The sequence below is a fragment of the Pseudomonas persica genome, from assembly GCF_900291015.1.
Classification (GTDB): domain Bacteria; phylum Pseudomonadota; class Gammaproteobacteria; order Pseudomonadales; family Pseudomonadaceae; genus Aquipseudomonas.
The window spans coordinates 22,997-37,514 of the sequence record NZ_OLKL01000013.1; the positions used below are offsets into that span (position 1 = coordinate 22,997).

Annotated in this window: 11 protein-coding genes and 4 tRNA genes; 5 read left to right on the forward strand and 10 right to left on the reverse strand. The window is 63.7% G+C overall.

What is annotated here, in order from left to right:
• Positions 1–2: 2 nt before the first annotated feature.
• The 3 genes from FQ664_RS06590 to FQ664_RS06600 form a co-directional block, all read right to left on the reverse strand.
• On the reverse strand, positions 3–464 hold the full coding sequence (locus FQ664_RS06590; protein WP_144170989.1) for a YehS family protein: 462 nt from the start codon (positions 462–464) through the stop codon (positions 3–5).
• Between the two features lie 49 nt (positions 465–513).
• Complete coding sequence (locus tag FQ664_RS06595) at positions 514–1,224, reverse strand: rRNA pseudouridine synthase (protein WP_144170991.1); 711 nt, start codon at positions 1,222–1,224, stop codon at positions 514–516.
• 77 nt (positions 1,225–1,301) lie between these two features.
• Positions 1,302–1,754 (reverse strand): GNAT family N-acetyltransferase, encoded by a 453-nt coding sequence (locus FQ664_RS06600; RefSeq protein WP_144170993.1) that lies wholly within the window; start codon positions 1,752–1,754, stop codon positions 1,302–1,304.
• A gap of 212 nt (positions 1,755–1,966) precedes the next feature.
• Between FQ664_RS06600 and FQ664_RS27495 the strand changes: the two genes are divergently transcribed.
• The 4 genes from FQ664_RS27495 to FQ664_RS06620 all read left to right on the forward strand — a co-directional run bounded on the left by FQ664_RS27495 (position 1,967) and on the right by FQ664_RS06620 (position 6,103).
• The gene (locus tag FQ664_RS27495) at positions 1,967–2,611 is read left to right on the forward strand and encodes a hypothetical protein (protein ID WP_474707135.1); all 645 of its coding nucleotides are present in this window, start codon (positions 1,967–1,969) and stop codon (positions 2,609–2,611) included.
• A 193-nt stretch (positions 2,612–2,804) separates the two neighbouring features.
• Complete coding sequence (locus tag FQ664_RS06610; protein WP_144170997.1) at positions 2,805–3,650, forward strand: DUF6502 family protein; 846 nt, start codon at positions 2,805–2,807, stop codon at positions 3,648–3,650.
• Positions 3,647–5,299, forward strand: coding sequence for a DUF5666 domain-containing protein (locus FQ664_RS06615; RefSeq protein ID WP_144170999.1), 1,653 nt, complete (start codon positions 3,647–3,649; stop codon positions 5,297–5,299). Before FQ664_RS06610 ends, FQ664_RS06615 begins: the two co-directional genes overlap by 4 nt.
• A gap of 54 nt (positions 5,300–5,353) precedes the next feature.
• On the forward strand, positions 5,354–6,103 hold the full coding sequence (locus FQ664_RS06620; RefSeq protein ID WP_144171001.1) for a hypothetical protein: 750 nt from the start codon (positions 5,354–5,356) through the stop codon (positions 6,101–6,103).
• A gap of 71 nt (positions 6,104–6,174) precedes the next feature.
• On the opposite strand, the gene rimO is transcribed toward FQ664_RS06620, so the two are convergent.
• Positions 6,175–7,506, reverse strand: coding sequence for a 30S ribosomal protein S12 methylthiotransferase RimO (gene rimO, locus FQ664_RS06625; RefSeq protein WP_144171003.1), 1,332 nt, complete (start codon positions 7,504–7,506; stop codon positions 6,175–6,177).
• 235 nt (positions 7,507–7,741) lie between these two features.
• On the opposite strand from rimO, the gene FQ664_RS06630 reads away from it, so the two are divergent.
• Positions 7,742–9,652: a potassium transporter Kup gene (locus tag FQ664_RS06630; RefSeq protein ID WP_144171005.1), complete on the forward strand. Its 1,911-nt coding sequence runs from the start codon at positions 7,742–7,744 to the stop codon at positions 9,650–9,652.
• A 117-nt stretch (positions 9,653–9,769) separates the two neighbouring features.
• Here FQ664_RS06630 and FQ664_RS06635 read toward each other — a convergent pair whose 3' ends face one another.
• The 6 genes from FQ664_RS06635 to FQ664_RS06660 form a co-directional block, all read right to left on the reverse strand.
• Positions 9,770–11,062: a virulence factor family protein gene (locus FQ664_RS06635; protein WP_144171007.1), complete on the reverse strand. Its 1,293-nt coding sequence runs from the start codon at positions 11,060–11,062 to the stop codon at positions 9,770–9,772.
• Positions 11,062–13,704, reverse strand: coding sequence for a bifunctional lysylphosphatidylglycerol flippase/synthetase MprF (gene mprF, locus FQ664_RS06640; protein ID WP_144171009.1), 2,643 nt, complete (start codon positions 13,702–13,704; stop codon positions 11,062–11,064). Before mprF ends, FQ664_RS06635 begins: the two co-directional genes overlap by 1 nt.
• A 261-nt stretch (positions 13,705–13,965) precedes the next feature.
• A tRNA-Met gene (locus FQ664_RS06645) sits at positions 13,966–14,042 on the reverse strand.
• Between the two features lies 1 nt (position 14,043).
• A tRNA-Met gene (locus FQ664_RS06650) sits at positions 14,044–14,120 on the reverse strand.
• A gap of 122 nt (positions 14,121–14,242) precedes the next feature.
• A tRNA-Met gene (locus FQ664_RS06655) sits at positions 14,243–14,319 on the reverse strand.
• A 122-nt stretch (positions 14,320–14,441) separates the two neighbouring features.
• Positions 14,442–14,518, reverse strand: a tRNA-Met gene (locus FQ664_RS06660).

Below are 14,518 nucleotides of genomic sequence, written 5' to 3' on the forward strand. Positions count from 1 at the left end.
GCTCAGCCGCGCACACGCAGGGTCAGGCCCTTGAGGAAGTTGCGCAGCAACTGGTCGCCGCACGGGCGGTAGTTGTCGTGGCCGGCCTTGCGGAACAGCGCGCTGAGCTCGGGCTTGCTGACCGGGAAGTCGACCGACTTGAGGATCACATGCAGGTCGTCTTCCTTGAGCTCGAAGGCCACCCGCAATTTCTTGAGGATGAGGTTGTTGGTCACCGGCAGCTCGATCGGCTGCGGCGGGCGGCTGTCATCCTTGCCGCGGCGGTGGATCACCAGGCCGTCGAGAAAGTGCGCCATGACCCGTTCCGGGCAACGCACGAAGCCTTCCTCGTCTTCCTTCTTCAGGTAGGTGGCCAGCACCAGGGGATGCACGTCGAGGCCGGATAGCCCGATGATCTCGGCCATCTTGGCGTCATTCACCTTGAGCATGTAGCGCAGGCTGCGCAGGACGTCGTTGTGGTTCATTGCTGCAGAATCCTGTTCAGGTGCCGTGCCTGTGGGCGCGGCGTATTGCTTAGAAACGTTCGGTAGTGGCCAGGTAACGCCATTGGCCCAGTGGCAGCTTGCCCATCGACACGCCACCCAGGCGAATGCGGCGCATGCCTAGCAGCTCCAGACGCAGGTAGGCGCACAGTTCGGCAATCTGCCCTGGCTGCGGGTTTTTCAGGACCATGCGCAGGTGGGTTTCGTTCTGCCAGCTGGCTTTGGTCCTGGGCAGCTCGCGGTCATTGCGGGTGGCACCGCGTGCCAGGCGCTCCAGCGCCTGTGGCGTGGTCTCGCCGCGCACTTCAACGATGAATTCCTGTTCCAGGCGGCGCAGGTCGGCGTGGATCTTGCGGGTTACCCGCCAGTCCTGGGTGAATACCTGCAGGCCGCTGGCACCGCGTTCCAGCGGCGCCACACAGGCCTGCCGGGTAAAATGCCCGTGCAGGGCGCGCGCACCTTCGCGGTGGGCCTCGCTGAGGGTGCCCATGTTAATGCTGGCGCGGGCGGTTTCGCTGTCCACGCTGGCCGGCTGGTTCAGCAGCAGGGTTACCGGTTCCAGCGTTTCGGCGCGGGCCCCCGGCAGCAGTTCGACGCGCTGCTGCTCGACCTTGAACTGCGGCTGCTCGACCACCACGCCATCGACCGTGACCCAGCCGCCTTCGATATAAAGCTCGGCCTCACGGCGGGAGCAACCAAGCTGCTCGATAAGGCGTTTGGACAGACGGACGGGTTCGGACATGACGGCAATTCGCAAAGGCAGGGAAAGACCTGCATTGTACCTGCCCGCGCGGCAGAGGGGCTGGGAATCTGTGTCATTTACGCCGTTTTGCGCAGGCGCATGTGCAGCAACGGGTAGGGCTGCCCCAGGCCGTCGGTTTCCGAACGGCCGATCACCTCGAAGCCTTCATGCAGGTAGAAGCCCAAGGCTTGCGGGTTCTGTTCATTGACATCCAGGCGCTCGGCATTCAGCTCGTCGATCGCATAGTGCAGCAGGCGCTTGCCAACCCCTTTGCCCCGGTAGGCAGGTGCGACGAACAGCATGTCCACCCGCCCGTTGGCTACTCCGGCGAAGCCGCAGATGCGTTGGCGGTCCTTGCAGCAGATCAGCATCACTGCGTCGAGGTAGCGACGCAGCACCTGTTCGCGCAGCAAGACGATGTAGCCATCCGGCAGAAAGTCGTGGGTGGCGCGTACCGAGTCCTCCCACACCTGTACCAGTTCGCCGTAGTCACTCAAGCGCGGGGTTTGCAGCGTCAGTACTGAAAGCATGCCGGTGTTCCTCCATGACGATACGGCAAACATAGCAGGCCAACCACCGGTCGGCTTTACCGCGCGGTACTTGAACCTTGGGGGGGAGAGGTCTATTACTTTTACGTGGGAAAAAATCCCACGCAATAAGAAGCAAAAACTGAACACAGAATTTCCGGCTTGATTTGGCGTTTCTCATGGCGACGACCTGGAGACGAAATATGCACATTCATATGCTGTTCAAAAAGGCGCTATTGGCGGCTGCCGTTGCTGGCGTGCTGTCGACTTCCATCGTTCTGATCCCTGATTCGATATCCAATGGCTCCAGCGCCTACGCCAAGGATGGCGGTGGCGGCGGTGGCGGTGGTGGTCACGGTGGTGGCGGCGGTGGTCACGGCGGTGGTCACGGTGGTGGTGGCGGTGGTCACGGCGGCGGCGGTGGTGGTCACGGTGGTGGCGGTGGCGGCCACGGCGGCGGTGGCCATGGTGGTGAAGGCGGCGGCCACGGCGGCCACGGTGATGGAGATGGCCATGCCGGCAACAGTGGTCGCGGCCATGACGGTCCCTCAAACTCTGGGCGCAGCGGTAACCACGCTGAAGCGGGTGATGATCATGGCAATCACGTTGGCGGTGAGCCTGGGGACGATCACGGTCATCACGTTGGCGGTGAGCCCGGTGACGATCATGGCAATCACGTTGGCGGTGAGCCCGGGGACGATCATGGCAATCATGTTGGCGGTGAGCCTGGCGATGACCACGGCAATCACGTTGGTGGTGAACCTGGTGATGATCGTGGCGACCATATGGGTGGCGAACCGGGTGATGACCGCGGTGAGCATGCCGCAGGCGAACCGGGTGATGACAACAGCCGGAGCTGACTGGCTCTGAACGGTCTCATGCAGCGTCCCCTGGGGGCGGGCCTGCATGAGGCCAGGTTCGCGGCAGCCCCACTCAAGGTGAATGCAATGAGCGCTGACGACTATCCCTCATCTCGTCCGGGATAGGGTCACGGTTGGTGTGGGATGTTTTCCCGCGTCGTATACTGGGTTCATCTGTCAAGGAATGCGCGCAATGCAACCGCCTACCATCCCCCCTTCGATGTTAAGCGCACTGCGGCGTGTCATGCGTCCTCTGGTGCGCCTGATGCTGCGTAAAGGGGTCACCTATACGATGTTCGCCGACTTGCTCAAGGAAGTGTTCGTCGATGTGGCCCATCGCGAGTTTCGCCTGGATGGCACGGTGCCGACCGACAGCCGCATCAGCCTGCTCACAGGCGTGCATCGCAAGGATGTCCGGCGGTTGCGTAGCGAGGGTGGCACGTCGCTCGCGGCGCTGCCGGAAAACATTACGTTAGGTGCACAGTTGGTCAATATGTGGACCACTGGCAAGCCGTTCTGCTCGGAGCCTGGCCAGGCGCTGCCGTTGCCGCGCCTGGCGAGTGTCGGCGGCGATTGCTCTTTCGATGCCCTGGTGGCGAAGATCAGCACCGACATTCGCGGGCGGGTAGTGCTGGATGAGTGGTTGCGCCTGGGCATCGTCCGGCTCGACGAGCAGGACTGTGTCCACCTGGAGGCCCAGGCATTCGTGCCGCAGAAGGGCTTCGATGAAAAGGCCGCGTACTTTGGCCACAACCTGCATGACCATGCCTGCGCAGCAGTGCACAACCTGAGTGGAGAAGGCCAGCCGTTCTTTGAACGCAGTGTGCACTACGATGCCTTGAGCCCGGCCAGCGTCAACCACCTGCGTGAAGCGGTGGACAAGGATGGCATGCAAACACTGCTTGCCTTCAGTCGGCTTGCATCAGACCTGGAAGATGCCGATGTGCCCAGCGCCGAGCAACGTCAGCGCATCACTGTCGGGCTTTATTTCTACACTGAAACCACTGACCCCGATTTATCGAAGACACCAGACCCATGACTTTCCTCGCGCGCTGCCTCAGTGTCGTCACGCTGGCCCTGGGTTTCGGGCTGAACCTGGTGGCGCCTGCCGAGGTGGCCGCAGCACCGGTGTGTGTCAGCCGTGACGAAGTGGGTATGGCGGGGGCAGCGGGCTTGCAGTTTCCAGGCGGTATTGGTGGTACCGGGGCCAGGACGGGCGGTGTCGGCGGTACCGGAGTACGCAGTGACAACGGTGGTGTGGGTGGTACCGGTGCGCCGCTGCCGCAGCGTCCCGGCGGCACAGGCGGGACCGGTGCGGTGGCCGACGGTGTGGACGGCACCTTTATCGATCACGGCGGGGCAGGCGGTACCGGCGCGCCGATCCTGCGCCCGGGCGGCACCGGTGGCACGGGCATCGTCGGCACCATTACCGGGTTTGCCTCGATCTGCGTCAATGGCCTGGAAGTGCACTTTGGCAAAGACGTTCCGGTGAGTGAGAACGGTGCGCCTGCCAGTAGCGCTCACCTGGCAATCGGGCAGGTTGTCGCGGTGGAGGCATTTGCCAGCAAACGCGGCCTGCAAGCTGGGCGCATCGCCATCCTCAACGTTTACGAAGGGCCGCTGACGGCACTGCCCAATGCTTCGGCACCCCTGCGGGTCATGGGCCAACCTGTGCGCCTTGCCGCAGGGGCGCGGGTGGCTGAAGGGCTGCGCCCGGGCGAACCGGTCAGGGTCAGTGGCCTGCGCGATGCCAGGGGCGAAGTGGTAGCCAGCCGTATCGAACGGGCGCCGGGGCTCAGGGAAGCCAGTGCCATCGGTGCGGTTGATCGTACCGGCAGCCTCCAGGGGCTGAAGCTGGGAACCCGTGTGGCCCCCGCGCGGGAGGTGCTGGTGCGTGGGCAGTGGACCGGGCGTCAGCTGGAAGTGGCGCAAACCCGCCCAGACCCGAGCCTGCCTTTTGCTGGCCGTGTGCAGACGGCGGTGATCGAGGGGCTGGTACAGCGCAGCCATGCTCAACAGCTGGTGGTCGCAGGCATCAAGGTGACGCTGGGGCAGGGCACCGTGATCGTCGGCAAGCAGCCCGCGGCATTGGCGCTCGATCAACGTGTGCGGGTGAGTGGGGTGTTCACTGGCAAGCACGAGCTGCGGGCAACCCGCGTGGAGTTCCATGACAACCGTGCCGACAACCCGGACAGAGAGCATTCGGGGCACGGTAGCGAGCACGGCACGAGTGACTCGGAAGGCTCCAGCTCCAGCAATAGCGGGCATGGCGGGCGCGGTGCGACCAGCGTTCGCATTGAAAGCAGTGATGATCACAGCGGGCACGGCGGCGTTGACGATTCCAGTGGTCGTGACAGTACTGAAAGCCTGGACAAGTCTGGGAAGTCAGAACATGTCGACACCGTGGAGCAGCCCGAGAGCAGCACTAGGGGGAGCTCTGGTCGGGTAGAGAAGATCGAACTTGAAAGGGGGGGAAAGGTTGAAAAAGTCGAGAAGGTGGAGAAGGTAGAAAAAGTCGAGAAGGCGGAGAAGCCCGAGAAAGTCGAGAAGATCGAAAAGCCCGAGAAAGTCGAGAAAGTCGAAAAGGTCGAAAAGGTCGAAAAGGTCGAAAAGGTCGAAAAGGTCGAAAGGCCCGAGACGCTAGAGAAAGCCGAAAAAGTGGAGCATCCAGAGCGATCCGGGCATTAGGCAACTAGGCTGGGTAAGTGCGATCACGCTTCCCGACGGAGTACCGAGGTGCAGATGAGACCCATGCTCCCTCTTTTCGCCTGCCTGCTGTCATGCACCAGCGCGTCGGTCCTGGGCGATACTTTCAGCGCCGCCATAGGCATGGACTATTCAAGTGGCGACTATGGCACGGGGACCACCTCGGAAATCTGGTACGTCCCCGTGGTCGGCAAGTATGAAACCGGCCCCATGACCTACAAGGTCACCGTGCCCTGGCTACGTATCACCAACCCTGAGGTGGGCCCGAATGGTGACCCCTTGCCCGGTGGCTGCCGGGATGTGGAAAGCGGGTTGGGAGACACGGTTGCCAGCGCCGGTTATGCCCTGCTCGATGGCAGTGACGGCGGCCTGATGGTAGACCTGATCGGCAAGGTCAAATTCCCCACTGCCGATGAGGACCAGTGCCTGGGCACTGGTGAATACGACTACACCGGCCAGGTCGACATTGCCAAGGCGTTTGGCCCAGTGACCGGCTTCGCGACCCTGGGCTGGAAGAAGTTCGGCGACCCGCCCGACAGCGATTTCGACGACCCGATATTTGCCAGTGTCGGCTTCGCCATGCCCGTGGCTGCTGGCACTTCGGCGGGCGCCTCCTACGACTGGCGGCAGAAAGTCGTCTCGACGGGCGCGCAGATCAAGGAACTTACCCTGTTCCTGACACACAAGCTCAACCAGCAGTGGAAGGTGCAACTCTACGCAGTCAAAGGCTTCTCGGATGCCAGCCCGGATGCAGAGGGTGGCCTGATGCTGTTTCATGCGTTCTGACGAAAAAACCCCTGCACCAGCAGTTCCTTGCGGGGAATACCGGGGCAGGGGTTTTTCAGGTTCCAGCTACGTCAGACGGGTTCAGCCCACATGTCGTATTCGTCGGCATCCACCACGCGGCAACGCACCTTGTCACCCGGCTTGAAGCCATGGTCGCCATCGATGAACACGCTGCCGTCGATCTCCGGGGCATCGAAGAAGCTGCGGCCTACCGAACCTTGCTCTTCCACTTCATCGATCAGCACGTCGATTTCCTTGCCGATGCGCAGTTGCAGGCGGGCGGCGCTGATGGCCTGCTGGTGGGCCATGAAGCGGTCCCAGCGGTCCTGCTTGACGTCGTCCGGCACTTCTTCCAGGCCCAGGTCGTTGGCCGGGGCGCCTTCCACCGGCGAGTACTGGAAGCAGCCAACGCGGTCCAGCTGGGCTTCTGTCAGCCAGTCCAGCAGGTACTGGAAGTCTTCCTCGGTCTCGCCCGGGAAGCCGACGATGAAGGTGGAACGAATCACCAGCTCCGGGCACTGCTCGCGCCAGTTCTTGATGCGCGCCAGGGTGCGGTCTTCGAAGGCCGGGCGCTTCATGGCCTTGAGCACTTTCGGGCTGGCGTGCTGGAACGGGATGTCCAGGTACGGCAGGATCTTGCCGGCGGCCATCAGCGGGATCACGTCGTCGACGTTCGGGTACGGGTACACGTAGTGCAGGCGGACCCAGGCGCCCAGGCTGCTGAGGGCTTCGCAAAGCTCGAGCATGCGGGTCTTGACCGGGCGACCGTTCCAGAAGTCGGTCTTGTACTTGACGTCGACGCCGTAGGCGCTGGTGTCCTGGGAAATCACCAGGATCTCCTTGACCCCGGCCTTGACCAGGCGCTCGGCCTCACTCAGCACTTCGCCGACCGGGCGGCTGACCAGCTTGCCGCGCATCGACGGGATGATGCAGAAGCTGCAACTGTGGTTGCAGCCTTCGGAAATCTTCAGGTAGGCATAGTGGCGCGGGGTCAGTTTGACGCCCTGCGGCGGCACCAGGTCGATCAGCGGGTTGTGGTCCTGGCGTGGCGGCACTACTTCGTGCACGGCGTTGACCACCTGCTCGTACTGCTGCGGGCCGGTGACCGACAGCACGCTCGGGTGCACGTCACGGATGCTGCCTTCCTCGACACCCATGCAGCCGGTGACGATGACCTTGCCGTTTTCCTTGATCGCTTCGCCGATCACTTCCAGCGATTCGGCCTTGGCACTGTCGATGAAGCCGCAGGTGTTGACCACCACCACGTCGGCGTCCTCGTAGGTGGGCACGACTTCATAGCCTTCCATGCGCAGCTGGGTCAGGATGCGCTCGGAATCGACCAGGGCTTTTGGGCAACCCAGGCTTACGAAACCAACCTTGGGGGTGGCGGGCGTGGTGGACATGACTAACCTCGGTATTGAATGCAGGTCGCCCGACCGGAATCGGGGGCGATCTTGACGGGCGCTTTTGGCGCCTCTGATCAAAAAGTGCGCAATTCTAGCGAGCGCGGGATCGCTTGACCAGCAGAAATACGACGAACGCTGCGCTATGCTTCGCGCCATTGCGTTGGGGGTATCAGTATCCCCTGGCGCATGGGTAATTCTACTGGCCTTGCAAGGCCGTCTGCGGGAGTGGTCGATGGTTCAGGCAAGCAGTCACGCCGAGGGCGGGCACGAGGGGAAGCAGGAGGCGACGCGGTCGCTGAGCCTGCTCGTGGCGGCGGTCGGGGTGGTTTATGGCGATATCGGTACCAGCCCGCTGTATACCCTCAAGGAAGTCTTTAGCGGCGGGTATGGCGTGCCGGTCAACCATGATGGCGTGCTGGGGATCCTGTCACTGATCCTGTGGTCGCTGCTGTGGGTGGTGTCGTTCAAGTACGTGGTGTTCATCCTGCGCGCCGACAACCAGGGCGAGGGCGGCACCATGGCGCTGACCGCACTGGCGCGGCGGGCCACGGCGGCCTACCCGCGGCTGCGTACGTTGATGGTGGTGTGCGGCTTGATTGGCGCTTCGCTGTTCTATGGCGACAGCATGATCACCCCGGCGGTGTCGGTGCTGTCGGCGGTGGAGGGCATGGGCCTGGCCTTTGCCGGCATCGACCACTGGGTGGTGCCGATTTCGCTGGTGATACTGGTGGCGCTGTTCCTGGTGCAGAAGCACGGCACCGAGAAGATCGGCAAGCTGTTCGGCCCGATCATGGTCAGCTGGTTCGTGGCGCTGGGCGCGCTGGGGGTGCATGGCATCTCGCAGAGCCCGGAAGTGCTCAAGGCATTCAACCCGGTCTGGGCGGTGAACTTCTTCGTGGTTCACCCCGGCATGGGCGTTGCCATTCTCGGTGCGGTGGTGCTGGCGCTGACCGGTGCCGAGGCGTTGTACGCCGACATGGGCCACTTTGGCCGCAAGCCGATCGCCCGGGCCTGGTTTGCCCTGGTGCTGCCAGCGCTGGTGCTCAACTACTTTGGCCAGGGCGCGTTACTGCTGCAAAACCCCGAGGCGGCACGTAACCCGTTTTACCTGCTGGCGCCGGGCTGGGCGCTGCTGCCGATGGTCGGCTTGGCTACCATGGCCACGGTGATCGCTTCGCAGGCGGTGATCTCGGGGGCGTTCTCCCTGACCCGCCAGGCCATCCAGCTGGGCTACATTCCACGCATGCAGATCCAGCACACCTCCAGCGACGAACAGGGGCAGATCTACATCGGCGCAATCAACTGGGCGCTGATGGTCGGCGTGGTACTGCTGGTGGTCGGTTTCGAGTCGTCCGGCGCCCTTGCGGCGGCCTACGGCGTGGCGGTGACCGGTACCATGCTGATGACCACCATTCTGGTTGCGGCGGTGATGCTGCTGCTGTGGAAATGGCCGCCCGTGCTGGCAGTACCGATTCTGCTGGGTTTCCTGTTGGTTGACGGGCTGTTCTTTGCCGCCAACGTGCCGAAGATCGCCCAGGGCGGTGCCTTCCCGGTGTTGGCGGGGGGCGTGCTGTACCTGTTGATGAGCACCTGGAAGCGCGGCAAGCAGATCCTGATGGAGCGAATCGACGAAGGCGCGCTGCCGCTGCAGCTGTTCATCAGCAGCATACGCATTCAGCCGCCGCACCGGGTCGAAGGCACGGCGGTGTTCCTCACGGCGCGCTCCGATGCGGTGCCCCATGCGCTGTTGCACAACATGCTGCACAACCAGGTGCTGCACCGCCAGGTGGTGCTGTTGACGGTAGTCAGCGAGGACCGGCCACGGGTGCCGGAGCAGGAGCGCTTTGAAGTGGAGGCCTATGGCGAGGGGTTCTTCCGCGTGTTGCTGCACTTCGGCTTCATGGACGAACCGGACGTGCCGGCGGCGTTGAAGCTGTGCCACCTGGACGACCTGGACTTCAGCCCGATGCGCACCACCTACTTCCTCAGTCGCGAGACCGTGATCGCGTCACGCCTGGAGGGGATGTCGCGCTGGCGGGGCAACCTGTTTGCGTTCCTGTTGAAGAATGCCAACGGTAACCTGCGCTTCTTCAACCTGCCGCTGAACCGGGTAATCGAGCTGGGGACCCAGGTCGAGATCTGAGGGGCGAAGCAGGTCTTCAGGCCGCACTCCTCCCTCTGTGGAAGCAGGTTCACCCTAATGCCGGTCAGTTAAGGTTGCTGCAGGCTTTACTGGGCCGCAAAGCGGCCCCAATCATTGTCAGTTCTGTTCAGCCACCCTGGACTTGCCCTGGCGCGTCTCGATCTCGCCAATCAAGCGCTTGGCCAGCGCCGGGTAGTTTTCGTCGAAGTGGTGCCCCCCCGGCAGCTTCAGGCGTTCACCCACCGCAGTCTTGTCGGTGCACCCGCTCTCGTCGGTCTCCTCCACACCGTACACGCACACCACCTTGGACGCCGGTAGCTTGGCCATTTCCGGCCCGGTTGGCGCTTCCTGACCTTCCTTGCCCAGCCAGCCCTCGACTTCGATCTCGAAGCTGCCGCTGCGGGCAAAGGCCAGCAGCATCACCGCGTCGATACGCTGCTGGTCCTCGGCCGGCAGGCGGTTGTAAATCGCCGGCAGCACGTCGGCACCGAACGAATAGCCGGTCAGCACGAAGCGCTTGGTGCCCCACTTCTGCCGGTAGTGCTGCATCAGCTCGGACAGGTCGGCGGCGCTTTGTTCCGGGGTTTTGTGCTGCCAGTAGTAGCGCAGTGTGTCGATACCCACCACCGGGTAGCCCAGCTTGGCCATTTCCCCGGCCACGTCACGGTCCAGGTCACGCCAGCCGCCATCACCGGAAAGGAACAGGGTGACCGTGTCGGTGGTCTGCCCGGCTGGCACCTCGACCACCGGGATGGCCAAGGCGTTACCGTCGTGGCCGACCAAGGCCTGGGTCAGCTGGGCCTTGAGCACTTGTGGCAGGTGGATGTCGTAGTCGCTGATGCTGGTTTCGGCATTGGCCTGATCGCGCACGAAGGCGGCGCTGGCGTCATCCGGGTTGTCGTTCCAGGCAACGTTCCAGTGGCCATGGGCGGCAGATTTTGGCAGCGGGACCTGGCAGCCGGGTTGTTCCAGGCTGAAGTCCACGGAAATCGCCCGCGCCTTGTCGTTGTTCTGGCTGGCCAGCCAGCGCCAGGCCTGGGCGGCGCCAGGGCCGATACCGGCGACCAGAGTCGGCTTCTCCGGCAACTGACCCAGAGCCTGGTCCAGAGCCTGTTGCTGCTTGCTGCAGTCGTTGGGCGGCAGGATCACCTGCACCAGTTGCGCTTCACCGGCCTGGGCCAGATCCAGCAGCTGCCTGTCGGTCAGCGCCTGGTCCTGGGGCACACCGATGACCACCCGGGCCTTGGGGTGCACGCCTGGGGTCACGCGGGTGATGCGGGTGTCATTGACGCTCAGTTGCTCCAGGCGCGCCTCCGGGGCCGGGCGCGTCCACAGCCAGAATGCCAGCGCACCTCCCAGGGCAGCCAACAGCAGGGGAACCAGCAGGTACAGCCAAAAGCGTCGGGTCATCAACGTTTCACCAATCCAGTCAGGCCGCCTGCGATCAGGGCGGCGGTGTCGGCCAGTGCCACCAGCGGGTCGAGCCCGGCCGGCACGGCCATGTAGCGGGGTTCCCAGTCCGGTTGGAATTTGTCCTTGAAGCGTCGAAGCCCCTGGAAGTTGTACAACTGCTCGCCACGGCGGAACACCATCGAGCCCAGGCGCTGGGTCAAGGGCGCGCCACGCCGCGGCTGCAGGCCGGAAAGCGGCACCATGCCCAGGCTGAAGCGGGCGTAGTCATGGCTTTTGTAATGCAGGATCAGGCCGATCATCATGAATTCCATGGTCAGCTTCGGGGCCTCGGGGTGCGCCCGCATCAGGTCGAGGCTGGCCAGTTCGTTGCCATGGGTTTCCAGCAGGTTGGCGAAAGCCACCGGGCGGCCCTGGAAGCGGATCAGGGCAATACGGAAGTGCTGCAGGTATTCAGGGCTGAAGCGCCCCAGCGAGAAGCCTTTCTCGCGCACGTTCTTGCCGCCGAGCCAGGCATCGGAAATTTCCTTCAGCTCTGCCAGCGGGGCATGGCCGGGTTCGTGGATTTCCAGGCTCAAACCATCACGGCCGCCACGGTTCCAAGTGTAGCGCAGGTCCTTCATCTCCTTGCCCTTGGCTTCGAGGTCGAAGCGGCGCAAGTCGACCCGGGCTTCTTCGCCCAGCTTCAGCGCGGTCAGGCCGATGTCCATGTAGAACGGCAGGTTCTCGGCGCGCACCTGGTAGAACACCGGGCGGGCATGGTGCAGGTCGCACAGGTCGCGGAACTGCCAGATCATCTCGGCACGCTCCTGGGCCGGGCCGATCGGGTCGTACAGGGCCACCAGGCTGCGGCCGCGACGGGCATACATGAGGAAGGCGTTGTCGCGAGGATGGAACAGCAGCGCCTTGTCGCCGGTCAGGGCCAGGCCGCCATCGGGCTGGTCGGACGCCAGCAGGATACGGTTGGCGCGCTGCAGCTCTTCTTCGTCGGGCAGGTGGATTACCGGCGGTGCTGTGCGCAATAGCCAGGTCAGGGCCACGGCCGCCAGCAGCAAGGCGCTGCCCATGGCGGCGCGCAGGCCACGTGGGGCGTCGGCATCGAGGGTGAACTGCCACCACAGCTGATGGCTGTAGGGCACATCCTGATAGGCGAACAGCAACAGCCATACCGATGCGCCGACCACGCAGGCGCTGGCCACCAGAAACACCGGCGAGAATGGCAGCTCGAGCAAGCGGCTGGGGCGGTAGAAGGAACGACGGAACAGAGCGAGCAGGGCGGCAGTGAGGGTCAGCAGGCAGGCCTCTTCCCAATCGAAGCCCTTGAGCAGCGACAGCAGGGCACCGACCAGCAACAGCACGGTGGTCAGCAGCCAGGCGGCGGATAGCCGCCGGCGCAGGCCCTGGGCCAGCAGCAGGCAAAGCACGCCGATCAGGCTGGCGCCGAAGTGCGAGGCATCGATCAGGCGGTGCGGCACCAGAAAGCCCAGGTGCTCCAGCCGCGTGTCGATCTCGGGCGTGGCCCCGGAGAACAGCAGCACCACCCCGGACAGGAACACCAGGATCGACAGAATCGGCGCGGCCAGCCCGGAAGCGGCCTTGATAGCCTGTTGCGCGAACAGCAGGCGCCGGGCTTCGTTGGCCAGCAGCAACACGCAGGCCACCAGCAGCGGCAGCACCACGTAGATCAGCCGATACAGCAGTAGGGCCGCGGCCAGCGGCGCCGTGCCGAGCTGGTCGGCAAAAGCCGCCAACAGGATCGCTTCAAACACCCCGACGCCGCCCGGTACATGGCTGAGCACACCTGCGGCCAAGGCCAGCAGGTACACCAGGACAAAGGCACCGAATGGCGGTGCTTCGGGCAGCAGCAGGTACAGCACGGTGGCGGCAGCGGCGACATCCAGTGCGCTAATCAGCAATTGCAGGGCGGCCAGGCGAGCGCCCGGCAGGCGCAGTGTGCGGCGCCCCAGTTGTACCAGCAGGTTATTGGCCAGCGGTTGGTCAGCCAGGCGCCGGCGGTACAAGCCGAACACCAGCACGCTGCTCACCAGCAGCACGGCTGTGGCGATGCCCGCCAGCAAGCCGGGCGCCAAACCCAGCGCGGCCGAGGCTGCCGACAAGTCGCTCAAGGTCGCCAAGGCGGCCAGGGGCGGCAGTGCGCAGCCCAGTGACAGGCTGGCAAAAACGGTCATCCGCGCAACTTCACCTGCCCCTGCCCCCTGGCGTGCATACAGGCGGTAGCGCACCGAACCGCCCGAAAGCATCGACAGGCCGATGGCGTTGCCGATGGCAAAGGCGCTGAAGCCGCCCAGCACCAGGCTGCGCGTCGGCAGTTTCACGCCGGCATAACGGCTGGCCGACCACTCGTAACCCAGCAGGATCACGAAACCGAGCACGGTTGCCAGCAAGGCGCCGAGTAACGACTGGGTCGGCACGCTGAGCATGGCATCGTGCAAGGCATAGATGTCCAACTCGCTCAGCAGGTGGCGGCAGGCGATCAAGGCCATGGTGAACAATACGAGGGTCACCACCAGGCCGATGGGCTGGCGGTAGCGGCTCAAGCGTTCGAGCAAGGGCAGGCGTTGCACGGCACCGGGCAGCGCCGAGGCGAGCGGCACCGGGGGTTCTGGGTTGTGCGAAGTCATGGATTGCCCCCGGCATGCAGCGCGAGGTGAGGGGAAGGTGCGGCCAAGTGAAAGTCCCTTAGGAAAACGTATCCAATGTTACTCCGGCCTCAGGCGCTTTCAGCGGCCTGGCAGGGTTAAAGATAGTTCATCCAGGGCACGACCTCTCAAGCCTGCGGGTTGGCTGGAGGGTGGGGTAATTGGGGGGCGACGAAAAGCAGGAGGGGAAAAGCAACAAACCCCGCGCTGCTGTTACACAGGCGGGGTTTGTTCTGACGAATATGGTTGCGGGAGCCGGATTTGAACCGACGACCTTCGGGTTATGAGCCCGACGAGCTACCAGGCTGCTCCATCCCGCGNTGGTTGCGGGAGCCGGATTTGAACCGACGACCTTCGGGTTATGAGCCCGACGAGCTACCAGGCTGCTCCATCCCGCGTCAGAGGTGCGCATTCTACAGCTTGGCGGTTCGTTGTCAAGCTTTTTGACTTCAGGGTAGCTGGCACATTCTCATGGGCAAAGAAAAAGGCCACTGTGTTTACAGTGGCCTTTTCTCGAATATGGTTGCGGGAGCCGGATTTGAACCGACGACCTTCGGGTTATGAGCCCGACGAGCTACCAGGCTGCTCCATCCCGCGTCAGTGGTGCGGATTCTACAGCTTGGCGGTTCGTTGTCAAGCTTTTTGACTTCAGGGTAGCTGGCACATTCTCATGGGCAAAGAAAAAGGCCACTGTGTTAACAGTGGCCTTTTCTCGAATCTGGTTGCGGGAGCCGGATTTGAACCGACGACCTTCGGGTTATGAGCCCGACGAGCTACCAGGCTGCTCCATCCCGCG